This is a genomic window from Rahnella sp. PD4 (assembly GCF_049199325.1).
Classification (GTDB): Bacteria; Pseudomonadota; Gammaproteobacteria; order Enterobacterales; family Enterobacteriaceae; genus Rahnella; species Rahnella perminowiae.
The window spans coordinates 117,643-142,181 of the sequence record NZ_JBLZQF010000010.1 but is presented as its reverse complement, the minus strand read 5'-3'; the positions used below and the strand labels follow the sequence as shown (position 1 = coordinate 142,181).

Below are 24,539 nucleotides of genomic sequence, written 5' to 3'. Positions count from 1 at the left end.
GCATCAAAAAACACTTACCTATATTCATTTAATGCGAGGTGATGAAGTGAAAAAAGCAATATTGGTGGGCTGCGGAGCGGAAATTGGTGCGAATTTGCTGATTCAGAACGATCCGGCGAAGGATGGTTTTATCATTCAGACTGTCGTCACGAATCCTCCTTCTTTAGATAAACATTATCCTGAACTGCGTCCGATAGATGGCATTGTTGCTCGTCTGGCGATGGCGCTCCCTGGTATGCAGGCCCATATCCAGATTATCAACAGCGATACCCTGCAAATTGACGGCCGCGAGGTCCGCTTTTTCTTTGGCGATCTTGCCCGTGAGCTTCCCCCGCAGGCTGGCCGTTTTGACATGGGTTTTATCGCGACCAGCAAGCTGGATATGGACAAGAACAGCCCTGTAGCACGCAATATGCAAGAACTCGCTGATGTGGTGCTGGGGGTTGCAGAGGCAAACGAGTTGCCGAGTATCTATGGTTGTCTGGAGGATCTGACCCGTGATGATATCAGTACCCTACATCGTCAGGTGGTCGATTCTGGCCTGTATTGCCTCGGGTCCTGTCAGACCAACGGGATGCATGCTTCATTGCGCGTATTAACCGAAGCACTGAGAACCATCAGTTGCAACACCTCGCATATTCTGTCGGTTGAAACCGATATCGTGCATCCCGATACGCCAAACGGCGTACTTGGCACCCGCTCGTTTGAGGGCCGTCTGCAGGATGCACGCGACAATCTCCGCCCGAGCTTCTCACAAATAGCCATGAGTCAGGACAAGGTTATGCCCTGGGCACCGTTAGTGAATACCGTTTCATTACGTGCCCCTGTGCACGCACCTGGCTATCAGATTAACCGTTTCATCGTCCGGGATGAGGGGGCATTAACCCCGGATATCATTGAGGCGGCAATTGAGCGGGTGAGCGGGACCCACCCTCATGTTGTCAGGGCATCCCGGTCGCCTCTGGGAAGCCGGGCGTATGCTTTCGAGCGCAGGTGCTCAACGATTCTCTCTGATCACAATCACTTGCTTATTCTCCGGCCGGCCTACCTGGCGGGCCAGGGGTTGAGTGAGGTCATCATCCAGTCGTTTGTTAACAACACCGTCGGCTATAGCGCTGTTGTGCGTGCCGTCGCGCGTAGCATCGCGCTTGGCCTGCCATTGGCAACTTTCCAGGGGATTGAAAAATGACAAGCTCTCATACAGTGGATTTTCTGAGTTCAGGCTTTGTGGTGAAGACGGCTATGTCCGAAATGTTCAATGGCAAACTGAAAGCTGAAGTCGATCAGATACGCGCATTGCATGATATTTACCCGGAACTGATGGTCCCGGTCTTACATGACGGGCTGGCTGCCGGGCGGCAATTTTATATTCTTGAGAAGATGGATTCCCTGCCGTTGTCCAAAATTGTCTTTGACGACCAGCGGTCGCTTGCTGAACGCAGGGTGATCGTGAGAAACGCACTGGAAAACGTACAGAAAGCGATCAGCCTGGAATCAGAGACCCCGTCGGCGATGACCCACGATATGCCAGCCCGACTCCTGGAAGAGTGGGAAGGCACGCGTTTCGCACATGAACTGTTTGAAAAACCTGTTTTGCTTAACGGCGCACCCTTTAGCATTACCGCACGGGAAGTGTTTGAAAAGTCGCTGGCGCTGGCCCGGACCGAAGAGTTCAAATCAGTTGAAAAAGCCCATTTCAATTTCCACTTTGGTAATGTGCTTTATAACGAAGAACATGCTCAGACCCGCTTTATTGACCCTGATTTCTCGGTACGGGGACTCGATCCGCTTTTCGGTTTTTCCCGCTTTGCCTTTTCGTTTTGGCATGAGCTTGCGGCAGAGGTAAAGGATGCTGTGAAAATAGTACCGATGCCTGATGCCCTGATGTTCGTGCTGGCGAAGTCAGACTATGGCAGCATTCTTAGCGAGATCCCGGAGTTAGGCGGTATTTCCGGTCTGCTGCCGCTGATGGGAGAAAGTATGCGCAACCGCTTCTATGTTCTCACGACCTATTGTTTCCTGCGAAGTATCCGTATTAACGGCAGTAAACAACCCTGGAAAGTCCCGCGGTCTCCCGTCGTGGCCAGCCCGGAAGAAGTGCTGATGCTGGGTTTGCTGGCCTACCTCGAAGGGCCGGATGCCGGGGCTGAAAGCCTCTGCGCGTAATTCCCATTCACTATAGGACGTTAAGGATATGTCATTGGTAAGCAGTAGTCCCTTAGAACAAGGATTTGAGACCCCGAGGCGCTATCTGGCGGCTGCGGCCATTTTAATTGGCGTGATTATGGCGGCGCTGGACAGTTCCATCGTCAATATCTCCTTGCCCTCTATTGCCGGGGCTTTACAGGTAGATTCAGCATCTATCATCTGGGTTACCAACGGCTATCAGGTGGCCAGCGCTGCAACCATGTTGATCTGTGCATCGCTGGGTTCGAGGATAGGGGAGCGGCGCTTTTACACCGCAGGCATGGTGCTGTTTACGCTGGCATCGCTGGGTTGTAGCCTCTCCCCGACCTTCGGCATGCTGGTTACCATGCGTATACTCCAGGGAGTGAGTTATGCGGTTATGATAAGCGTCGGACTGGGTCTTTACCGGGTTATCTTTCCGCCACATGCGCTGGGAACTATTTTAGGGCTGAATGCACTGGCATTTGCGGTGGGTACGGCGATTGGCCCTGCGTTAGGCGGCCTGATCATCTCTTATCTGGACTGGCCGTGGCTGTTCTACATTAATCTCCCGCTGGGCGCACTGGCCATTGTGTTCTCGCTTATCTCTTTGGGCGTTGATACGGAGAAAGAAAAAGGCTTCGACTGGGGAGGTGCTGTCACCTCAGCCGCAGCCCTGGGTCTGATGGTTATCGCTGTCGATCAAATCGGGCGCTGGGACAGCCGCCTGCTGATGCTTTGCGGCGTCGCATCAGTGGTGCTGCTGGCCATCTTCGTCAACGTGCAGACGCGTTCAAAGAGCCCGTTGCTGCCTCCCGATATATTCCGTTCCCGGCGGTATACCTTCGCGGTGATCTCTTCCGTTTCAATGTTTGTGGCACAGGGAATGGCGCTGGTGGGGTTGCCTTTTGTACTGCAGCACGCCTATCACTATTCGGTATTGGAATCGGCGTTTATCTTTACACCCTGGCCGGTGGCCGTTGCAATCTGTGCCCCGGTGGCTGGCCGGTTGTCTAATCGTTTAAATCCTACCCAGATATCGACAGTCGGCGTGGTGATTTTTAGTCTGGGATTAGGTTCTCTGGCTCTGTTACCGGAGGCTGCGACGGTGAATGATTTTCTCTGGCGTGTGGCAGTGTGCGGGATAGGTTATGGATTATTCCTGCCGCCGAACAACAAAGAGATGTTCTCGAATGTGGCATCGAACCGAACGGTAACCGCCTCGGGCGTCTTGTCCACCGCCAGAACAGCGGGGCAATCTATTGGCGCGGCACTGGTCGCCATGGTTATTGCCCTGTTGAACGGACTGACGGGACATGCGGGGGCACAGTTCGCCGTCTATGTCTTCGGGCTGGCCTGTCTTATCTCTGCGCTATCGTCTGTCTCCAGTATGCTACGCCTGCACCGTTAATATCCCGGGCAGAGTAGATGCGTTATCCGGCGGCAGGATGAATGCCATCCTGCTGCCGGTTTTTCTGACAAATGTGTTATCCCGATATTCACCGGTCAGAAGACAACAGCGCGATACGCTCTGTTTCCACATCCGCAGGCTTTGTCGGGGTGATGGCGATACTGGCGGTCATACCGGCCACTAATTCGACCCCTGCTGGCAGTTTATCAATATGGATGCGCACCGGCACACGCTGGGCAAGCCGCACCCAACTGAATGTGGGCTCTACGTCGGGAAGGCCCTGATTGCCGGGCGCGTCATTGCTATCATCTATTCCGCGCCCCAGGCTTTCCACGTGGCCTGTCAGTGCAGGTTTATATCCCATCAGCACGATTTTTGCCGCGCTACCCACATGAATATGCTGCATTTTGGTTTCCTCAAAATAGCCCACAACCCAGAAGCTGCTGGCATCAATAACGGCAACTTTTGTGACTCCTGCGCTGGCATAATCTCCGGGCCGCAGTCTCAGATGCGTGACGTAACCGTCGGCCGGAGAACGAATGGTCGCGCGGGAAAGATTGAGCTGCGCCAGTTCCAGCGCGGCCAGTGCTCCCTGATATTCAGCCGTCGCTACGCCCGCCGCACTGCGGGTATTTTGTATATCCTCTTTAGAGATAACCCCGCTAATCTGACTGCGCCGTCTGGCCGCATCCTGACGCATCTGCATTTCATTTCGCTTCGCGTCAACCTCAGCCTGTGCGCTGATCACCGCCAGTTTTAACCATTGCGGATCGATGGAGTAAAGAATATCTCCGCGGTTAACCCGTTGATTATCGGTTACGGCGACATGGCTTACCGGCCCGGACACATCCGGCGTGATTTGCACCACCTCTGCCCGTACACGACCATCACGCGTCCAGGGGGTTTGTGCATAATGCTTCCACATCATGAACGCAATAATGGCTGCGGCAATGACGGCGCTTAAGGTAAACACATAACGGGCTAAGAGAGAAAAAAATGGCTTCATACTAATAATCCTAACGCGTTCAGTGCCTGCATTAACAAGGCAAAAATAATGATAAAAGTCGTAAAATCAATGAGCGGCCGGCAGGGCAAACGCCGGTAAAACCGGCTGAAAGCTAAAAAAGGAGTGATTAAAATCGTGCCGGAGAATGCCACCAAAGCCATGACTAATAAGCCAGGTAAAAAGACGCCACCAATATTAATATCAGTCATCATGTGCCTGTTCCTTATCCCTCTCTTGCGTAAAGTTTTTTAACGCACAGTGCAGGTCAATAATATGTTCAATAAGCGCGTGCGCTGGTTGATGTGAAACCTGAGCGTTCATGGCGAGTATCTTGCTAATACTGTTTTGCAATTCACTGGGTTGTGCACCACGGGCCAGCAGGTTGAGAAGGTGATTCACCTGTAAGGCGGTTTCCCCTTCCAGCTGATTCAGTGAGCGTCGTAAATACGTCACCGCAAGGCCGATATTAAGGTAATTCAGCAGACGGTTAAGCACCTGGTCGGCCGCCTGATTACTACGCCGCAGCCGGGGCAGGATCAGTGCGGTCCGATCTATCATCAGGTTCACCCAGGCCACATCATGAACGGATGACAGACCTTTTGCGCGGGACCGGATATCCCGTCGGCATCGGTCCAGCAGGCGACGGATAGCAGAATCCGCCTGTACGGTCTGTAATAAACTCATGCTGATCACGGCATAACCGGTTGCGGCAAATAAGGCGACCGACGTGTTTATTGCAGCGGCAAAATCACCACTGTAGCGGGCGCCTAATTCAGACAATACAGGCAGCGTTAAGGTGATGCCCATGGCCATGAATGTGGTGGGTGGCCTGGCCTGCAGGGAACCGGCCAGCAAATAGGCAGGGGCAAGTACGGCAACCAGCACAGTAAAGCCGGTCACCTGAGGGAGCAGGACGAAGCTATAAAGCAGGCTGATAATGACCCCGTAGACGGAGCCTGCAATATACTTAACGATATGAGGCGCCGGGGTGTCGAAGCTGCCAAATAATGTGCAGCAGACGCCGAGAATTGATACGGCTGTGGCGCCGTCGGGCCATGCGGAATAAATCCACAGCAGACAGCCGCTGAAGATGATTGCAAATGCCCCCAGCGCGGCGCGCGCGGCGGTAAAGTGATCCCGGTGATAAACGTAACCTTTGGCATTCCGGGCGTCATCAGCCAGGTGCTCAGACTTCGCGGAAAGGATGGCATGAGAAAGCTGTTCGCATTGCTGCAAAAGCATGATGGTCTCGTGCAGGCGGTTGACAAAATTAACGTGAAGTTCTGTTTCTACCTTTAATTCGTCCGTACATGACCGTTGTTGCAACGACACGCAACGTTGCAGTAGCGTTTCGGCACCGGCTTTACGTGCGGCGGGATCGTCACAGGTGAGCCACGCCGTGATCTCACTGACCAGTGTCGTAATCTCTTCAGGTAAGGTTTTTAATACCTGCAGGTAATCATGCAGTTGGTTACTGAGGACCAAAAGCCGCGACAATCTGTCATGTATTAACTGGCGGGCTTTACGGGATGGTTTTGAGATAGCGAAGTCATAGGGCAGATGGTGACCCACCCCCTCAAGAGACTGTAACGTCAGCGCAAGTTGAAGCTGTTTTTCTTTCCCGCCTGATGCTCTTTGCAGCGTTTCAGCCACCAGCCGGCGGGCATCACGCTGCGTTGCCGAGAGTGTGCTGTTAAAAAGACCGGTAATGCGTTTTGGTATGACATACCGGTGGATCACACTGGCGCACAGTATCCCGATCATGATCTCCTGTACCCGGGTGATGGCGATGTCAAAAATTGCACCGGGCCCGAACACGGCAGGAAAGCCGATAAGGCTCGCCGTGTAGCCTGCCAGCACAAAGGCATAAGCGCGGGGTGTGCGATCAAGCTGCGAAAAATAAAGACAAATTGTTATCCAGCCGGTGAGGACCAGGCTGCAAATTATCGGGGTGTTGACAAAAACAGGCACAATCACCACCGTCATCGTTGCTCCGGCTATCGTCCCGGCCAGGCGATAAATGCTCCGGCTAAGTGAGGCGCCGACAGAGGTCTGCGAAACAATATAGACAGTAATAATGGACCAGGAAGGCCTTTCCAGACCGATAGACAACGCGATGTAATATGCCAGCATGGCGGCGGTAAACGTCTTGGCTGAATATAACAACGCATTCGCATCGTTAAGAAGAGAGGAGGAGGGGAAGACCCTGCGTAACGGGTTGAACATGAGAGTAATGGTCCCTGGCAAGCGGTGGTGGCAAAAAATTCATTTGCGCATACCGGCAATTATTGCCAGATTACTCAGCAGAGGAAATGCAGTATACTGCCAAAAAATACCTAAATCCTGCCAATATGAATGCTTCCCGTGATGTGACTTCTCTTTTTGATCCCGATTCCACTCGCTGTGCGGCAGTAGCACGCCTGCTTGATTTTACCGAGTACGAAGCGGAGGTGCCGGTTCATACGCATCGCAAAGGACAGTTAATTCTTGCCCTCTACGGCGCGGTAACGTGCCGGGCCGAAAATGAGATATGGATTGTGCCGCCTCACTGCGGCGTATGGATCCCCGGCGGCATTGCGCATAGTGCGAGAGCAACCTGGAATGCGCACCTGAGCTATTTGTTTATTGAGCCGGGCGCGGCCGCCCTGCCGGAGCAATGCTGCACATTTGCTGTTTCGCCCCTTATCCGCGAACTGATGAATCGTCTGGTCAGGGAAGATAATGACTATCCGCCGGACAGCCATGCCGCGAGGCTGGCCCGGGTCACGCTTGATGAACTGGTTAATATGCCCCGGCAGAATTTTAATTTGCCGGTCTCTGCACATCCCAAAATACAGGCGATGGCCGAAACGCTGGTCAGTCATCCGCAGGACCGGAGTACGCTCAATGAGTGGGCCAGACGTCTGGCATTAAGTGAACGATCCCTGGCGCGACTGATGGTGCGTGAAACCGGCCTTTCGTTCGGACGCTGGCGTCAGCAACTTCATTTGATTATTGCGCTGCGGGGGCTTGCCAGCGGTGAGTCCGTGCAAAATGTGGCTCATGAATTAGGCTATGAGTCAGTCAATGCGTTTATCACCATGTTTAAGAAATCTGTCGGCTGTACCCCTGCGCTCTATTTTAGTGAAAGGAAATAAACCTGTTGTGTGTTCCCGGTAATGCACATTATGCCGCCCCGTTGAGGGATTTTTTTCATGTCCAGATCCGCAATGCTTCCTAATTGTTAATCAAATAAACTGAATCTTTATGTTAAACAAATGATATTTATTCTCATCCTGAGTCGCGTAAAGTAAACCCATCACAACGCCTTGTCCCGCATGACAGAGACAGCGCACAGGTTCACGGATTATGAGGATGAAGACGCGATGAAAAAGATTGGATTTTTATCATTTGGACACTGGACACCGTCACCCCAGTCGGGCACGCGCTCGGCGGCTGATGCCTTATTGCAATCTATCGATCTGGCGGTCGCTGCCGAAGAACTGGGCGCCGATGGTGCGTATTTCCGGGTGCATCATTTTGCGCGCCAGCTGGCATCGCCTTTTCCGTTGCTGGCCGCCATCGGCGCGAAAACCCGCAAGATTGAGATCGGTACCGGCGTTATCGATATGCGTTATGAAAATCCGCTGTATATGGCGGAAAGCGCCAGTGCGGCGGATCTGATTTCCGGGGGGCGTTTACAACTGGGTATCAGCCGTGGCTCTCCGGAGCAGGTCATTGACGGCTGGCGCTATTTTGGTTATCAGCCGGAAGAAGGCGAAACGGAAGCCGATATGGCGCGCCGTCATACAGAAAAACTGCTGGATGTACTGCGTGGCGAAGGTTTTGCGAAACCGAATCCGCAACCGATGTTTGCCAATCCGCCGGGTCTGTTACGCCCTGAGCCGTATTCAGAAGGGCTGCGTGAACGTATCTGGTGGGGCGCGGGGTCGAATGCCACCGCAGTCTGGGCGGCGAAACTGGGCATGAACCTGCAAAGTTCCACGCTGAAAGATGATGAAACCGGCGAGGCGTTCCATATTCAGCAGGCGCAGCAAATTCGTGCTTACCGCAAGGCCTGGGCGGAGGCGGGACATCAGCGCACACCGCGTGTCTCCGTCAGTCGCAGTATTTTTGCCCTGATGGATGACCGCGACCGCGCGTATTTTGGTGGCAGTGGCGATGACGGCGATAAAGTCGGGTTTCTCGATGAGAAAACCCGCGCTGTTTTCGGCCGCAGCTATGCTGCGACACCGGACCGGCTGATCACACTGCTGAAACAGGATGAAGCGATCGCCGAAGCCGATACCTTATTGCTGACCGTTCCTAATCAGCTTGGTGTGGATTACAACGTGCATGTGATTGAGTCGATCCTCAAATATGTGGCCCCTGAAATGGGCTGGCGTGACTGACCGCTGAAAATAGTGAAGATAGTTTAGCAATCCACAAGCCCGTCTGAGGAAACTCCGGCGGGCTTTTTGCATTTTGAGATCCAGGCAGATAAACCCCTGTTATGACATGGCTACCCTATCATCAGGGATGAAATAATGTTGTTATGAAAACGCGCAGAAATAGCGCCGGATTCCGAAGGGAACAACTATCAAAGATATAGGGTGATACAGATGTGACGGTTTTCAATCTGCGTATAGAGTAGCAATGAGACTACATAACAGGAGTGTGAGCATGAGCAGTTCTATTGATGAAGAAGCAAAAGACGCAAAGCCGATTGTTGAAGCAAACAGAGAAGCCGGTGCTGGCAAATGCCCTTTTCATGAAGGCAACACCAATAAAGCGTCAGGTGGCGGGACAAATAATCGTGACTGGTGGCCCAACCAGCTCAGGGTTGACCTGCTGAATCAGCACTCAAATCGCTCAAACCCGTTGGGCGAATCCTTTGATTATCGTAAAGAATTTGCCAAATTAGATTACTCCTCACTGAAAGCCGACCTCAAAGGGGTGCTCACGGCGTCACAGCCCTGGTGGCCAGCCGACTGGGGCAGCTATATCGGTCTTTTCATCCGTCTGGCGTGGCACAGCGCCGGAACGTATCGCTCCGTTGACGGACGCGGCGGTTCAGGCCGCGGCCAGCAACGTTTCGCACCACTCAACTCCTGGCCGGACAACGTCAGTCTGGATAAAGCGCGTCGCCTGTTATGGCCGGTGAAACAAAAATACGGCCAGAAAATTTCCTGGGCTGACTTGTATATTCTGGCGGGGAACGTCGCGCTGGAAAACGCCGGTTTCCGCACCTTTGGTTTTGGCGCCGGGCGTGAAGACGTCTGGGAACCGGATCTGGACATCAACTGGGGTGACGAAACCACCTGGCTGGAACACCGTCATCCTGAAGAACTGGCTAAATCGCCGCTGGGCGCAACGGAAATGGGGCTGATTTACGTTAACCCCGAAGGTCCGAATCACAGTGGTGATCCGGCGTCGGCGGCCCCGGCTATCCGTGCCACTTTCGGCAATATGGGCATGAACGATGAAGAGATTGTCGCGTTAATCGCCGGGGGGCACACGCTGGGTAAAACCCACGGCGCAGCCGATGCCAGCAATGTGGGCGTTGACCCTGAAACTGCACCGATTGAATCACAAGGTCTGGGTTGGGCAAACCGTCACGGAACCGGTGCCGGTGCGGATGCCATCACCTCAGGTCTGGAGGTGATCTGGTCGCAAACCCCGACGCAGTGGAGCAATTACTTCTTCGAAAACCTGTTCAAATATGAATGGGTGCAGACCCGCAGCCCGGCCGGAGCGATTCAGTTTGAAGCTGCCGATGCGCCGGATATTATTCCTGACCCGTTCGACGCGACGAAAAAACGCAAACCGACCATGCTGGTGACCGATCTGACCCTGCGTTTTGATCCGGAGTTTGAAAAAATATCGCGTCGTTTCCACGGTGATCCGCAGGCCTTCAACGAAGCCTTTGCCCGTGCATGGTATAAGCTGACCCACCGCGATATGGGGCCGAAAGCGCGTTATATCGGCCCGGAAGTGCCAAAAGAAGATTTAATCTGGCAGGATCCGCTGCCGGTTCCGGTATATCACCCGACGGTTGCCGATATCGCGCAGCTGAAAGAAAAAATCGCCGCTTCCGGCCTGAGCGTCAGCGAACTGGTCTCGGTGGCGTGGGCGTCGGCGTCTACCTTCCGTGGCGGTGACAAACGCGGCGGCGCGAACGGTGCGCGTCTGGCACTGCGAGCACAAAGAGACTGGGAAGTCAACGCCATTGCCGCCCGCGTATTGCCTGCACTGGAATCCATCCAGCAGTCATTGCAGAAAATGTCTCTGGCGGATGTGATCGTTCTGGCCGGTGTGGTGGGTGTTGAAAAGGCGGCGAAAGCTGCAAATATTGATATTGAAGTGCCTTTCACGCCGGGCCGGGTGGATGCGCGTCAGGATCAGACGGACAGTGAGTCGTTCGAATTGCTGAAGCCGAAAGCAGACGGTTTCCGCAACTACCGCAGTGATTCAGCCAATGCATCGACTGAAAATCTGCTGATCGACAAGGCGCAACAACTGACCCTGACGGTGCCGGAATTAACGGTGCTGGTCGGCGGATTACGTGCGCTGGGGGCAAACTACGACGGCAGTAATCTCGGGGTCTTCTCTGAAAAAACCGGTGAACTGAACACCGATTTCTTCGTGAATCTTCTGGATATGCGCACCGAATGGAAAGCCACTGACGGATCCGGTGAACGTTTCGAAGGACGGGATCGTGTCAGCGGAGAAGTCAGGTTTGCTGCCACGCGTGCCGATCTGGTGTTTGGCTCGAATGCCGTATTACGTGCCAACGCTGAGGTTTACGCCAGCAGTGACGCCAAAGAGAAATTCGTGAAAGACTTTGTCGCGGCCTGGAGCAAAGTGATGGATCTCGACAGATTCGAGCTCTGATCTGACTTCTGATGTGAACTGGCAGTTTGAAAGCAAATAGCCCGCCTGAGTCTTCTCCGGCGGGCTTTTCTTTGATGTATGCGGGAACTGATGTGTCGTTAAAAATCGTATTCCAGCGCCAGTCGGTTCTGCCAGAAGTCTTTGCCGGAGGTAGACGTCGTCTGCACACCGGCAAAATCTGTTATGCTCAGGCCTTTCAGCACACCGCCAAAGTTATACGTGCCGTACACCAGATATTCAGACTGATTGCTGCTCGATGCGCCTTTGGCTGGCGTGAGATCCATAAACGAGTAACGGCTGCCCAGCGAGATGCTGTCCGTGGCGCTCCAGTTCAGGTCGGTGGAATAGGCGTTACCGCTGCCCAGATCCTGCGTGCTGGTGAAGAACGGTTGCGCAAAGTACGGGCCGGAAGAGGTATTGTGCGCGTAAGGCGTCACCAGTGCGCCGTTGCCGTAAGCATCGCCATTGGCCGCGATATGGTTGTAATTGAGCGACCATTTTAATGCCTGCGTGAAATTCATCGCGAACTGCCCGCCGTAGCTGGTGCTGTTCACATCGCCCGCCAGCGCTTTGCCTTCGCTGACACCACGAATAAATTGAATGCCGATTTTCGGCTGGGAAGGGCTGTCAGTCCACGACAGGAAACTGTCCGCGTACACCATTTTGGTGTAGTTGTGATACTCCTCGTACCACAACTGACTGTTCAGTTTTTGATTATCAAACTTAAGGGCACGACCGCCGCCAATCCCCCACATGCCGTTGGTGGTGCCGTCGGCGTCGGTATAAGCGGTGGTGTTAAGGAACTGGTCGTCGCCCCAGGGTTTGTAACGGGTAATTTTGGTGGCGTGCAGGAAGTTGTCACTGTCACCGTAGCTGCTGTCGATACCCCGGAACAGGATCGGCGTAATGCGCCAGTCATAGTCGCCGATGAACGGAATATTAATACGCTGATCCCCGGCGGTGATGCGGAAGTCCTGATAGTGGTAACTCAGATAAGCTTCGCCCACGCCGGTCTGGTTAGAGCCCAGTTCGGTGATCAGATGGTCGTCGTTGTGTGAAATTCCGCGCTGAAGAATACCGCTGACGCCCAGACTCAGGCCGTAATATTCCGCCGTGGCATATTTCACGCTGCCGCCGTAGCTCACCGTGTCCTGAGAATAGCCCGGTACGAAGTACGCGTTGTGAGTGGAATAATATAAGGTACGCAGGCTGCCGCTGACCGATCCGCAGGTGAACATTTCGGTCAGGGAATCCGCCGCGTCTGTGCTGCAGTCACTCGTGACCGGTATGGCCGCAACAGCGTGGTTTATTAGCAGCGCTTGTGAAATGACAATAGCGCTCAGCTTCAGCGCAAAGCTGAATGTGTTATTTTTCATTAATGCCATCCTGTCAAAATGTAATAGATTTTGTCCGGCAGAAAAACTGCCGGTAATGGTTTTTATGAGGGCGCACGCAACGGTTGCCACTCCGTCTGTTTACAGACCGGGTGGCTAATAGTTATTTTTACGGGTCAGTCAATAAAAGAGGATTGTTATCTAATGTCAGAGTGTCGCGGACATCCCAGCCACGCAGCTTGCCGGGGTTGAGTAATCCATTAGGATCAAGGCAGTTTTTAACCGAAACGACGTCAGGTTTAATTTCGCCTTGTTTGCCATCTTCAATGTGATAAACATGCGGGTTATTTATTTTTACGTCATTATTACGGAAGATTGTCATTATTTCGTTCAATCTTTCTTCGGTGGAATAACGTACTAATTGTAAACCGCTGGCGGTGATATTTCCGTCATTGTCACGCAGGAACTCAATATGCGAAATAACTTCATCGCCAAATAAATTCGCCATGTCGATAATCTGCTGGCGATAATTCGAATAATTAAACGCCGTCTGCAAATAGGTCAGGGTGCTGTCGATTTTCAGCGCATGAAGTGTGGTGTGGTTCCAGCAATATTCCATCAGCGACGCATTAGCCTCGCGGGCTTCACCGGCGGACTGGCGCACGGCGCTGTGGCCGCGGTACTTCTCCAGCAGATGGGCACAAAAACCTTCGCTTTCCTGCGCAATCACGCTGATCACCGCGTGCTGGCTGGCCCGATAATGTCCGTTCAGATGGCTGAAGTATGACGGGATTGGCGCGGCAAAAAGCGCCAGCTGGCGTTTGACCAGCCCCGGTGAACGGGCAAAGGCGTTGGCGTAATCCAGCGCATCGGTAAAATCGTCGAACACGTCCAGCCGTTCGATCCACTGATGAACCGGCGCCAGCGCCAGTTCCACCTCGAGTACAATGCCGTTGCTGCCGTAAGCGTGATGCAGCAACAACGCCTGCGGCGCAGGGACGTGCAGAATGCGCGGTTCGGCTTCCATGGTCATGACTTTAACGCTGAGCACATTGCCCGGCGCGCCGAGCGGGCCGTAGTTGATTGAGCCGATACCGCCGAAACCACCGCCATACAACCCGCCCAGACTGGCGAGCCGGTACGTTGACGGCATGCAGCGCAGTTCCCAGCCTGCCGGACGGGTCAGGGTTTCAATTTCAGCCAGACGGATCCCTGCCTGGGCACGCACCACGCCGTTACCCAGTTCACAGACCTGATTAAAGCCGGTCATATCCACCAGAATTCCGCCTTCCAGCGGTACCAGCTGGCCGTAGTTACCGGTCGCGCCGCCGCGCAAAATCAGCGGTAACCGGTGCCTGACACAGGCTTTTACCAGTAAACGCAGTTCTTCTTCGCTGCGCGGCCTGACCACGGCATCAGCCTGTTTGTCTTCCAGTTGCCGCTTCAGCACCGGACTGAACCAGTGAAAATCGCGCGAAAGGCGTTTGACCTTGGGGGCCTGCAACGTCCAGTCGAGATCAGGGAGCGCCTGCTGAATCAGGGCAAGCGCATTCTGACGTTGTTCATTGTCCATATTCTTCCTGCCTAAAAATGAATGAGGTTAATGAGATTGCACGGCTTCGCTTTCATGCCAGGCGCTCAGGGCTCGTCTCGAAATCCACGACATCACGCCAAACAGCGCAATTCCGGTAAGCGAAATGAGCAGCAGGGCGGCAAACATCAGCGGGATGTCCAGCTGGTATCCTGCCTGCAATATCTGGTAGGCCAGGCCGGTGTTATTGCCGCCGGTACCGGCAACAAATTCCGCGACCACCGCACCAATCAGCGACAGGCCGCTGGAAATGCGCAGCGCACCGAAAAAATACGGCAGGGCAGAAGGAATGCGTAAACGGATCAGGATTTGTAAACGGCTGGCGCGGTTCAGCTGAAAATAACTCAGCAAACCCGGTGACACGCTGCGCAACCCCTGCGTGGTATTGGAAATGATCGGGAACACCGCCATCAGCGTCGAACACACCACCAGCGACAGCGTGGTGTCTTTGACCCAGATGATGATCAGCGGCGCAATAGCCACAATCGGCGTCACCTGCAGGAACACGATGTATGGGAACAGCGCGGTTTCAACAAAGCGGTTTTGCACCAGCACGAACGCCACCGCCGCGCCGATCACTATCGACAGTAGAAACGAGATCAGGGTGATTTTCAGCGTAAACAGCAGCGACATCGTCAGCGAGCCGAAATTAGTCCACAGGCTTTCCAGCATCACCACTGGCGAAGGCACCAGAAACTGCGGGATTTTGAAATAACTCACCCAGCCCTGCCACAGCATAATCACCACGACGGCCACGACAGCCGGATACAGGACTTTACGAAATGTTGGGTTATTGATCCACGGAGTGGATTTTTGAGTTTGCATACTGTTACTCCATACCCGATTGGCTGGCTTGCAGCAGACTGTCCTGCAACTGTTTCGCATAGCGTGAAAACGCGGGACTGACGCGGAAATCTTCGTTACGCGGGAAGGGTTCGGTAATGGCGATATCTTCTACCACGCGTCCCGGCCGGGCGGCCATCATGATCACCCGCTGCGACAGAAATACCGCTTCATGAATCGAGTGCGTGACAAACACCACCGTCAGACCCTGTTCCCGCCACAGGCGCAGCAGGTCGCTGTCGAGCTTGTTGCGGGTGATTTCGTCGAGCGCGCCAAAGGGTTCATCCATCAGCAGCAGTTTCGGACGCGTCACCAGCCCGCGGGCAATCGAAACGCGCATCTGCATGCCGCCCGACAACTCGCGCGGCAGAACGTGGGCAAATTTACCCAGTCCCACCAGTTCCAGCGCTTCACTGACGCGGGTATTGGCTTCGGCACGCGGCACGCCCGCGAGATCCAGCGGCAGGCGCACGTTGTTCTGCACATTGCTCCAGGGCATCAGTGTGGCTTCCTGGAAGACAAAAGACAGCGGCACTTGGGTTTTTTCACGACTGTCGCGCCGCCACAGCATCAGTTTTCCGTCGCTGGGTTCCGTCAGTCCGGCAACCATTTTCAACAGCGTACTTTTGCCACAGCCCGACGGACCGAGCAGGGTGACGAATTCACCCTCATTAATGGTCAGATTGACCGGCAAAAGGGCGCGCGTGCCGTTGCTGTAGATTTTCTCCGCCGACAGCACGTCAATGGCGGGTACAGGCGGAGGATTGGCTGAGCGGACGTCGCTCATCACGGTCAGTTTAGGGGCTGAATTCATGGCATAACCTTCGCGTCTTTGATCATATCGAGGGTAAACGTCTGCTCAAACGGCACTTTATCCGCGTCAATCAGCTTGTTTTTCACCAGCATGTCCCAGGTTTTTTTCAGCCGTGGTTCAGTGATGATACCGATACCGCCGGTTTGTGCATCGCCGCCGGTCACCAGCTCATATTTCTTCATTTGTGCAATGCCGAAGGCAATCTGGTCGGCACCCATGCGCGGATTGGCCTGGGTGATCAGTGCATTACCTGCGGTCGGATCCTGCAAATAGTCTTTCCAGCCCTGCATCGAGGCTTTCACGAAAGCAGCCACCGCAGCCGGGCGTTTTTTAACAGTGTCGGCCATACAGATAACAGAGTTGCCGTACGGCGGATAACCCCAGTCGCTGAGCATGTAGACGTAAAACGGTTTGCCGCCTTTTTCAACGGAGAAAGGCTCGGAGGTGACATAACCCTGTTGCACCAGATTATTGTCCGCGAGGAAGGGCTGTACGCTAAAGGTGTACGGACGGATTTTTGCGCTGGCCAGTCCCAGTTCACTCTTCGCCCACGGCCAGAAAGAGGTATAAGCCTCGGTGGCCAGCAGGAAGGTTTTGTCTTTCAGTTCCTGACCTTTTTCCACTTTGTCATGGCTGATAAACACCGTCGGCGAGTGCTGGAACACCGTCGCTACCGTTACCGCATGCACCCCGGCCTGCCAGGTTTCCAGCGCCTGGCCGTTGTCGCCGAGTGTGCAGTCAGCCTGTCCGGCGGCCATCAGTTGCATGACGTTGACCTGCGGGCCGCCCATTTTAATGCTGACATCCAGACCGGCGGTTTTGTACAACCCTTTGGCCTGCGCCTCGTAAAAACCGCCGTGCTCCGCCTGCGCGTACCAGTTCGTCAGGAAGGTGAATTTTTCTTCCGCCATGACTGAAGCGGAAACTCCGGCCAGCAACAGGGCCAGCAGGGTGTAAGCCGGTTTACGCCGTATTTTCATCATAAGAATTCCCTTATTTAGAGACACAAGAAGACGAAGGAGGGGTGAAGCTGGTTTGCACAAAACCGTTCCAGTGGTGTTTTCCCCAGGTCGGTTCGCTGCGGACTTTCCATTGCATGTGGTGGATTTCGGTGATTGCCTGCGCCCAGCTTGCCGCCAGTGAATCGAGAATGGCCTGACCCTGTTCAGCGGTCGCGCCGGTCGGATCGCCAATGACGCCACTCGGACCAAAATCATAAGAAGCCCAGGCAGCGGCAGGGCGACCTGATGACAGTGTCGGACACGGGAACTCCGGCGGATAATTGGCGACCGCCTGTTCGAGGTGGACGCATTCCGGTGCCAGCGCCAGCATGACTGCGGTTTCGCTGTGACCGGCATGCATCGCCATCTTCTGCTCCTGTGCGCTGAGGAACTGATTTTCCACGCTGGGTACGCGGAACACATCGTGAGGGATCATGATCATGTCGCCGTGACGCAGACGCATTTCCCGCGATGCCATTTGCAACACCTGTGGTTGGCCGCCGTGACCGTTGATCATTAAGAGTTTGCGGAATCCGGCGCGGTAAAGGGATTCGGCAATTTCTAAAATGGTTTGCAAAAGTGTGTCACCGGTCAGGGTCAGGGTACCGGGGAAATTCAGATGTTCGTCAGATTTGCCATACGTGACGGGAGGAATAGCATAAGCCGGGATCGTCTCTGGCAGCCGCGCCAGCGCATGACCTGCCACGCCGGAGGAGATGACACTGTCAACCGAACACGGCAGATGCGGACCGTGTTGCTCGATTGCACCGGTTGGCAAGACGATCACGGTATTGGCTTTGTCGGGCAGGGCAGCAATCGCCGTCCAGCTCAGGAAAGGAAGAAAACGTGCTGCGGGAATATAACCGTTAATCATGCTGTACCTCTGAGTCGGAAATTATGGGGTTAGCGGGACAGGGGCAACCAGGCGGTAGCTTCCACTTCAATCAGCACGTCGGCGTTTGGCAGCATTTCACTGACCTGCACCACGGTGGAGACCGGCGGTTCCCCGGTGTAAAAGAGTTTTCTCACCCGGCTGTAATACGGGAAGTGATCGAGATTGCGAAAATATTGCACCAGCTTGATCACATCGCTCATTTGCCCGCCAGCCTCTTCAATCGTGTGGCGGATGCTTTCGAGCACATACCAGCTCTGTGCCAGAACCGGCCCCTGTTTGGCATCGGTCGAGAATTCGCCGGTTTCGCCCAGCAGCAGTCGTGCTTCGGCGGGGATATCCTGAAAACCGCGCACGATGGTCGCCGTCTGCGGATTGACGGGAATAATGCCGGAGAGAAAGATGAAATCGCCGGCACGACGCCATGCGGCATATCTGGCGAGCGGTTTGCCCGCTCCCGCGTCAAGACTCATGGGATAACTCCTGATTCCAGGTGCGCTGATGGGTTAGCCTGCCGTGGCGGATAACCAGGCGGGCCGGACTGTGTAAAGGCCAGGTGATGCTGTCGCTGCCCGGGAAGAGCACCAGACTGGCATCGCTGCCGGGTGCGAGTGGCAGATCCGGCTGAATATCACCGGTCAGTGCGGCGATATCACAAATCAGCCGTGACTGCTGGTCAAAGACGTTTTCCAGCTGAAGCGCGAACAGGGCGCAGCTCAGCGTATCCAGCGGGTCATAGCTGCCTGCCGGACAAAAAGCGTCCTGCACGTTATCGCAGCCGAGCAGCAGCGGAATGCCCGAGGCTTGCGCTTCTTTAATCAGGGTAATGCCGCGCTGGCGCGGCGTGCGGCCCGTAACGGCGTCCTGTAACAGCAGATTGGTCATCGGCAGTGCAATCAGCGTGACGCGCTGCGCCGCCAGCAAACTCAGCACATCCTGCGCCTGTTGGTCACTGCCCGAGGCCAGTGCGCAGCCGTGGCTGCAACAGATATGGCCGCTGAAGGCATGCTCTGATAATTCATTATCTGAAAGGTAACGCGCCAGCCAGCTCAGGCCATGCGCCACCGGCGAAAGCTCCTCATCAATATGTAAATCCAGATTCAGTTGCCAGCGTGAGGCACTGCGCATCAGGTTGGTCATCGCCGCCGGATCCCAGTTTGAAGAGTGGATAAATCCGCCCAGCAGGCAGTCTTTTCCGCTTTGTGCAACCGCGCAGGCAATGCGGTCAGCCGCTTCGGCATCCGCGAAAAAGCTCAGCGGTACCAGCGCCACCCGTTCCAGCGTGATATCCGCAGGGGCCATCCCGGCCAGCTCAAGCCAGGCCAGCGGGGGAACCACGTCGAACCAGTCAATGTGGGTGCGCAAACGGGTCACACCGTTTGCGGCCGCCCAGGCCAGCCCCTTGCCGGCACGCCGGCGAAGGTCTGCCGCCGTCCAGTGCTGACGATCCTGATGCAGGGTTTCAATGGCTGCCAGCAGACCGGGTTTTGCCGGGCGGCTGCGGGCAAGGGTGAAGGTTTTATCGAGATGCGCATGGGGTTCAATCAGCCCCGGTAACGCCAGCGTACCGTGCACATTCCACAGATCGTCCTGAGACGGAGCGGCGGGCATCAGTGATGAAATTTTGCCCGCCTGAAAGCGCATATCTGCCGTGACCGGCTCGCCATTTTTCACAGGCCAGTTCCCCGGCAGCAGCCATGCGGGGAGGCGAACGTTGGCAATACCGTTAAGTGCCGAAGCGGGAGGGGGAATATGCATCATAAGGCTCCGCGTTAACATTACAGGTCGAGGATCAGAACAGGACTTTTGGCACGCGAACAGCACAGTGTTATCTGCGTGTTCTCCGCTTTCTCCTCTTCAGTCAGTACGCAGTCACGGTGATCGGGAATACCGTCGATCACGTCAGTAATACAGGAACCGCAAATACCCTGTTCGCACGACAGCATAATATCGACGCCGGCGCTTAATAAGACTTCCGCAATGGTCTGTCGCGGGCCGACTAAATAACGCGGCCCGCCGGAACCCAGCTGAATATGAAATGGCCGACTGTCTGTTTCATTATTCAGATTCGTATTACTGAAACGCTCAAAAGATAATTGATTTTCCTGCCAGTGATGCGTGCGCATAATATCTTTAAGGCGCTCAATAAAGCCGTCCGGGCCGCAGGCCAGCACTTGCGTATTCTCTTCCGGATGACACAAACTCAGCGGCGTATTGTGGCGCAGGGAATCGTTTGCGCTGCTGTCATGCAAAAATACATGCTGTGCTAATGCAGGCCGGGTTAAGCGCGGCAGAAACGCCGCCTTTTCAGTGTCGGAGAGATAATAATGCAGTTCAAATTCAATCTGTTGCTGCGTGATTTTTTCCGCCATTGCCAGCAGTGGGGTGATGCCGATTCCGCCGGCAAACAGTAAATATCGCCCGGCCTGTGGCAGCGGGAAATGATTGCGCGGTGCCGAAATTGTCAGGTGATCACCGGGGGCGAAATGATGATGAATAAAGTGCGAACCGCCGGTGGAAGGTTCCGCCAGTTTTACGCAGATCTCATAATATTCCCCGTCATTGTGTTCACTGCATAAAGAATATTGTCGCGGCCCCAGTTGCGGAATAAAAACGTCAATGTGAGCGCCCGGTAAATAAGCCGGTAACCGGCTTCCTTGCTGCGCAACCAGGTGTAAGGACATATTCCCGACACCGTTGACATCGACAGTTTTAATGGTAACAGGGATTAATCCGGCATCTTTCATCGTCATTTACCGTACTTGTGCTGATGGATCATTGATAAAAAACGGCGTCAATGTGTTCGCCGCATCATCCGCTGCCTGATGCGCATTGCCGCACCGGGTCAGGCGGATAAGCAGTGAAACGATTGTTCCCGTTGCAATGAAAGCTACGTTATTGTTATAAAGCTGTTGCGTCCAGCGCTTTGATTCGCACGTCCCGTTGCATAAAAGAGAGCACTCATTATGTTCGCATTCTCCCGGTTTTTGCTGTACTTCACTGAGGTTGCCCGCCAGGGATCGTTCCGTAAGGCATCCGAAACCTTGCATGTTGCCGCATCGTCGATTGACCGGCAGATATTGCGGGTTGAAAAAGAATTAGCCATGCCGTTGTTTGAGCGTCATCCCACCGGATTGCGGCTGACGGCGGCCGGTGAGCTGTTGCTGCATGCGGCCAATAACTGGAAAAAAGATTTCTCCCGCGTCTGCGAACAGCTCGACGACTTGCGGGGATTACGGCGGGGCCATGTGCGGATTGCCACCATCGATGCCATTAACCGGCAGTTTTTCTCATCGATGCTGAAAAAGGTCCATCTCGATTATCCGAACATCTCCTTCACACTGACGACCATGAACAACGTGGATATTCAGCAGGCGCTGATGTCAGGTGATGCCGACTTCGGACTGATGCTGAATCCGCAAAGTTCCCGTGAGTTGCAGGTGCGGGCTTTTGCCGAAATCGATTTGGGCGTAGTGGTGCCGAAAGGGCATCCGCTCGGGGGCAGAAGCGGTATACGGTTTAATCAGTGCATGGAATATCCGTTTATCCTGCCCTCAGCGCCGCTGATGCTGGCTGAGCCGGTTCAGGCGCTGATGAATATCAATGGCGATAGGATCCATGAAGTTGCGGTATCGAATAACATCCATATGATCCGCTCGCTGATAAAAGAAAAAATCGGCATCGGTATCCTGTGCTGGCTCGATATTATGGATGAGGTGCACAGCCACGAGTTGCAGTTTATTCCGCTGACCGATCCTCAGTTAAAAGCTTTCACGCTCTCCTTGTGCGTTGCGCCGGCCAGACAACTTTCCCTGGCCGCCTCAATGATGCTCAAACAGCTGGAGATGTTGTTCAGTCAGATCCAGACCCCGGGGCGCAACCGGCAATGATATGCACTGTTCTGGTGCTCCGCGCTCTGCGATGAATCAAAGGTTGCAGGCTCCGCAGGCCCGATCCCCTCACAAAGCACCGGGGAAGCGCACCGGCGAAGTTGGCATCCTTTTTGTATAGATCAATGTGAGTAGAAGCGGTCAGCGCAGGCAACGGCGCGGGACATTGCTCAGCAACCATTTCGCGGTTTATTTTGAGCCGGTCAGGGGGGCTGAGCCGCATGTGCTTATCCTCCCTCCGGCGATGATTAGGAGAGGAGCAATGAAGTCTATATCCCGCATTCCCCTGTCTTGCTGTGTACTGAGCACGCTGGTTCTGGGATCATTTTCCCTGGCGGCACAGGCAGATGAGAAAATCGCCTTACTGACCTCCTGGTACGCCCAGGCCGAGCAGGGCGGATATTATCAGGCGCTGGCGACCGGTCTCTACAAACGTTACGGGCTGGATGTCAGTATTCAGTCAGGCGGCCCGCAGATCAACGGCATGCAGCTTCTGTTGTCGAAACGCGCTGATGTGATCATCGGTTATGACCTCCAGTTGCTCGAATCCGTGCAGCGCGGTTTTCAGGCCAAAGCGATCGCTGCTCCCTTTCAGTACGACCCGCAGGGTTTACTGACCCATGCCTCCGTCACCTCCCTTGATGGCCTGAAAGATAAAACCATTCTGGTGTCCAGTTCCGGTCAATCCACCTGGTGGCCATGGCTCAGGGCGCGCTATCAGCTCAGCGATGCGCAGGTTCGCCCCTATACCTTCAATATTCAGCCGTTTGTTGCTGACGAAAATGTGGCGCAGCAGGCGTACGTCAGCTCTGAAGTGTTTCAGGCGCAGAAGGCCGGGGTGAAATCCAATTTCTTCCTTTTCTCGGAGCACGGCTATCCGCCTTACGGCGGGATTCTGATCACCCGTCCGGACCTCATCAGTAGCCGTAAAGACGCGATGGCGAAATTTGTGCGCGCCTCGATGGAAGGCTGGGTGAGTTATCTGCAAAACCCGGCACCGGGCAATGCGCTGATCAAAAAAGACAATCCGAAAATGACCGACGACCTGCTGGACTGGGGCGTTGAGCAAATCAAAGCACATCATCTGATTGACGGTGGTGATGCGACGACACAGGGCTGGGGCACCATGACACAGGCCCGCTGGCAAAAAACCCGTGATTTCATGGTGAGTGCCAAACTGCTGAATGCGGATACCGACTGGAAGCAGGCGTATACCACTGAGTTTGTTGAGCACATGCAGGTTAAACCTTGAGGAGCGTTGCGATGTCATCCTGTTCATTGCTGATTAAAAATGCGCACGCCATCCTGACCGGTCTGCCGGGAGAAGACGCGCGTCACGTCGGACCGGATATCCGTGTCCGTAATGGCGTGATCCAGGCGATCGGTACTCTGACCCCGTTGCCCGACGAACGGCTGATTGAGGCGCGTGACTGCGTGGTCTATCCGGCCTGGGTCAATACTCACCATCATCTGTTTCAGTCATTGCTCAAAGGCGAGCCGCAGGGGTTGAACAAAAGTCTGACCGCGTGGTTAAGTGCCACGCCTTACCGTTTTCGCGCCACGTTTGACGAATCCACCTTTCGCCTCGCCGTGCGCATCGGCCTGACCGAACTGCTGCGTTCAGGCTGCACCACCGTGGCGGATCACAATTATCTCTACTGGCCTGATATGCCGTTTGATACCTCGGACATTTTGTTCAGTGAGGGAGAGGCGCTGGGCATGCGCATTGTATTGTGCCGGGGCGGGGCAACGCAGGGGCGGGCGATTGAGCAGGATTTGCCGCAGGCATTGCGTCCGGAAAGCTTCGACCATTACATGGCGGACATGGAGCGGCTGGTTGACCGCTATCACGACCCTGAACCGGCATCGCTGCGCCGCGTGGTGATGGCACCGACCACGTTGTTGCATTCGGCACCCGGTGCGCAGTTGCGCGAAATGGCGAAACTGGCACGCCGTTTAGGTATCCGGCTGCACAGTCATTTGTCAGAAACCGTGGATTATCTCGATGCGGCACGCGAGAAATTCAACATGACGCCGGTACAGTTTTGCGCGGAACATGACTGGCTGGGCGATGACGTGTGGTTCGCGCATCTGGTGAAGTTATTGCCGCAGGAGATTACGCTGCTGGGACAAACCCGCACCGGTATTGCGCATTGTCCGCAAAGCAACGGGCGTCTGGGCAGCGGCATTGCTGACCTGCTGGCGCTGGAACAGGCGGGTGTTCCGGTTTCGCTGGGGGTGGACGGCGCGGCATCAAACGAGGCCGCGGATATGCAAAGTGAAGCACATGCTGCGTGGCTTTTACAGCGCGCCAGAAAAGGCATGCTGGCGAAACCGCGCTATGACGGCGGAACGTTTGAGGGGGGCGGTGACGCCGCTTCCATTGAAGACGTGGTGCGCTGGGGCAGCGCGGGCGGGGCACAAATCCTCGGACTGCAACGGAGCGGCACCGTGCAGGTGGGCATGCAGGCTGATATCGCCATTTACCGGCTGGATGACCCGCGTTACTTCGGCCTGCATGACATGGCCATCGGGCCGGTGGCCTGCGGCGGCCGGGCGTCCCTTAAGGCGCTGATGGTCAACGGCCGCGTTATCGTCGAAAACGATGTCATCCCCGGGCTTGACCTGGAGGCAATGCGCCATGAGGCCATGTCTGCCGTTCGTATCCTGCAACAGCGTGCTGCGGGCTAACCTTATTGATTCAGAAGGATAAAAATC

Annotated in this window: 21 protein-coding genes; 9 read left to right on the top strand and 12 right to left on the bottom strand. The window is 54.8% G+C overall.

Translation table 11 applies throughout. The annotated features are described in order from the left end of the window. The first annotated feature begins 64 nt into the window (after window positions 1-64). The 3 genes from ACOZIO_RS21020 to ACOZIO_RS21010 are packed head-to-tail and all read left to right on the top strand — an operon-like array spanning window position 65 to window position 3,577. The gene (locus tag ACOZIO_RS21020) at window positions 65-1,189 is read left to right on the top strand and encodes a hypothetical protein (RefSeq protein ID WP_421595677.1); all 1,125 of its coding nucleotides are present in this window, start codon (window positions 65-67) and stop codon (window positions 1,187-1,189) included. Next, complete coding sequence (locus tag ACOZIO_RS21015) at window positions 1,186-2,166, top strand: hypothetical protein (protein ID WP_129955496.1); 981 nt, start codon at window positions 1,186-1,188, stop codon at window positions 2,164-2,166. The genes ACOZIO_RS21020 and ACOZIO_RS21015 overlap by 4 nt, the downstream gene beginning before the upstream one ends. 28 nt (window positions 2,167-2,194) lie before the next feature. Beyond that, window positions 2,195-3,577 (top strand): DHA2 family efflux MFS transporter permease subunit, encoded by a 1,383-nt coding sequence (locus tag ACOZIO_RS21010; protein WP_129955497.1) that lies wholly within the window; start codon window positions 2,195-2,197, stop codon window positions 3,575-3,577. Between the two features lie 88 nt (window positions 3,578-3,665). Here the strand turns inward: ACOZIO_RS21010 and ACOZIO_RS21005 are convergent, their stop codons facing one another. The 3 genes from ACOZIO_RS21005 to ACOZIO_RS20995 are packed head-to-tail and all read right to left on the bottom strand — an operon-like array spanning window position 3,666 to window position 6,809. Further along, the gene (locus ACOZIO_RS21005; RefSeq protein ID WP_129955498.1) at window positions 3,666-4,583 is read right to left on the bottom strand and encodes an HlyD family secretion protein; all 918 of its coding nucleotides are present in this window, start codon (window positions 4,581-4,583) and stop codon (window positions 3,666-3,668) included. After that, window positions 4,580-4,795, bottom strand: a complete 216-nt coding sequence (locus tag ACOZIO_RS21000) for a DUF1656 domain-containing protein (protein WP_129955499.1) — start codon at window positions 4,793-4,795, stop codon at window positions 4,580-4,582. Before ACOZIO_RS21000 ends, ACOZIO_RS21005 begins: the two co-directional genes overlap by 4 nt. Then, window positions 4,785-6,809 carry an FUSC family protein gene (locus ACOZIO_RS20995; RefSeq protein ID WP_421595676.1) on the bottom strand — a complete coding sequence of 675 codons (2,025 nt, stop codon included), beginning with the start codon at window positions 6,807-6,809 and terminating at the stop codon, window positions 4,785-4,787. The genes ACOZIO_RS21000 and ACOZIO_RS20995 overlap by 11 nt, the downstream gene beginning before the upstream one ends. 125 nt (window positions 6,810-6,934) lie before the next feature. Between ACOZIO_RS20995 and ACOZIO_RS20990 the strand changes: the two genes are divergently transcribed. The 3 genes from ACOZIO_RS20990 (at window position 6,935) to katG (ending at window position 11,456) form a co-directional block, all read left to right on the top strand. Continuing rightward, the gene (locus tag ACOZIO_RS20990) at window positions 6,935-7,720 is read left to right on the top strand and encodes an AraC family transcriptional regulator (RefSeq protein ID WP_421595684.1); all 786 of its coding nucleotides are present in this window, start codon (window positions 6,935-6,937) and stop codon (window positions 7,718-7,720) included. A 228-nt stretch (window positions 7,721-7,948) separates the two neighbouring features. After that, on the top strand, window positions 7,949-8,974 hold the full coding sequence (locus ACOZIO_RS20985; RefSeq protein ID WP_129955501.1) for an LLM class flavin-dependent oxidoreductase: 1,026 nt from the start codon (window positions 7,949-7,951) through the stop codon (window positions 8,972-8,974). Between the two features lie 271 nt (window positions 8,975-9,245). After that, window positions 9,246-11,456, top strand: a complete 2,211-nt coding sequence (gene katG, locus ACOZIO_RS20980) for a catalase/peroxidase HPI (protein ID WP_421595675.1) — start codon at window positions 9,246-9,248, stop codon at window positions 11,454-11,456. A 98-nt stretch (window positions 11,457-11,554) separates the two neighbouring features. Here katG and ACOZIO_RS20975 read toward each other — a convergent pair whose 3' ends face one another. From ACOZIO_RS20975 to ACOZIO_RS20935, 9 genes are all read right to left on the bottom strand, one after another. After that, window positions 11,555-12,832 carry a TonB-dependent receptor gene (locus ACOZIO_RS20975; RefSeq protein ID WP_129955502.1) on the bottom strand — a complete coding sequence of 426 codons (1,278 nt, stop codon included), beginning with the start codon at window positions 12,830-12,832 and terminating at the stop codon, window positions 11,555-11,557. 127 nt (window positions 12,833-12,959) lie between these two features. After that, entirely contained in the window at window positions 12,960-14,363 is a 1,404-nt protein-coding gene (locus tag ACOZIO_RS20970; protein ID WP_421595674.1) for an FAD-binding oxidoreductase, read from the bottom strand. 27 nt (window positions 14,364-14,390) lie between these two features. Next, the gene (locus tag ACOZIO_RS20965; RefSeq protein WP_129955504.1) at window positions 14,391-15,206 is read right to left on the bottom strand and encodes an ABC transporter permease; all 816 of its coding nucleotides are present in this window, start codon (window positions 15,204-15,206) and stop codon (window positions 14,391-14,393) included. Between the two features lie 4 nt (window positions 15,207-15,210). Then, complete coding sequence (locus ACOZIO_RS20960; RefSeq protein WP_129955505.1) at window positions 15,211-16,038, bottom strand: ABC transporter ATP-binding protein; 828 nt, start codon at window positions 16,036-16,038, stop codon at window positions 15,211-15,213. Continuing rightward, complete coding sequence (locus ACOZIO_RS20955; protein WP_129955565.1) at window positions 16,035-17,018, bottom strand: ABC transporter substrate-binding protein; 984 nt, start codon at window positions 17,016-17,018, stop codon at window positions 16,035-16,037. Before ACOZIO_RS20955 ends, ACOZIO_RS20960 begins: the two co-directional genes overlap by 4 nt. Before the next feature lie 13 nt (window positions 17,019-17,031). Next, window positions 17,032-17,913 (bottom strand): creatininase family protein, encoded by an 882-nt coding sequence (locus ACOZIO_RS20950; RefSeq protein ID WP_129955506.1) that lies wholly within the window; start codon window positions 17,911-17,913, stop codon window positions 17,032-17,034. 29 nt (window positions 17,914-17,942) lie between these two features. Next, complete coding sequence (locus ACOZIO_RS20945) at window positions 17,943-18,404, bottom strand: RidA family protein (protein WP_129955507.1); 462 nt, start codon at window positions 18,402-18,404, stop codon at window positions 17,943-17,945. Continuing rightward, the gene (locus tag ACOZIO_RS20940) at window positions 18,394-19,689 is read right to left on the bottom strand and encodes a cytosine deaminase (protein WP_129991914.1); all 1,296 of its coding nucleotides are present in this window, start codon (window positions 19,687-19,689) and stop codon (window positions 18,394-18,396) included. The genes ACOZIO_RS20945 and ACOZIO_RS20940 overlap by 11 nt, the downstream gene beginning before the upstream one ends. A 20-nt stretch (window positions 19,690-19,709) precedes the next feature. After that, window positions 19,710-20,684: a PDR/VanB family oxidoreductase gene (locus ACOZIO_RS20935; RefSeq protein WP_421595673.1), complete on the bottom strand. Its 975-nt coding sequence runs from the start codon at window positions 20,682-20,684 to the stop codon at window positions 19,710-19,712. Window positions 20,685-20,897: 213 nt separating this feature from the next. On the opposite strand from ACOZIO_RS20935, the gene ACOZIO_RS20930 reads away from it, so the two are divergent. The 3 genes from ACOZIO_RS20930 to ACOZIO_RS20920 all read left to right on the top strand — a co-directional run bounded on the left by ACOZIO_RS20930 (window position 20,898) and on the right by ACOZIO_RS20920 (window position 24,512). After that, a complete protein-coding gene (locus ACOZIO_RS20930) occupies window positions 20,898-21,821 on the top strand; it encodes a LysR family transcriptional regulator (protein ID WP_217138424.1) in 924 nt (307 codons plus the stop codon). A 262-nt stretch (window positions 21,822-22,083) separates the two neighbouring features. Continuing rightward, window positions 22,084-23,073, top strand: coding sequence for an ABC transporter substrate-binding protein (locus tag ACOZIO_RS20925; RefSeq protein ID WP_129991798.1), 990 nt, complete (start codon window positions 22,084-22,086; stop codon window positions 23,071-23,073). A gap of 11 nt (window positions 23,074-23,084) precedes the next feature. Next, on the top strand, window positions 23,085-24,512 hold the full coding sequence (locus ACOZIO_RS20920) for an amidohydrolase family protein (RefSeq protein WP_421595672.1): 1,428 nt from the start codon (window positions 23,085-23,087) through the stop codon (window positions 24,510-24,512). The last annotated feature ends 27 nt before the right edge of the window (window positions 24,513-24,539 follow it).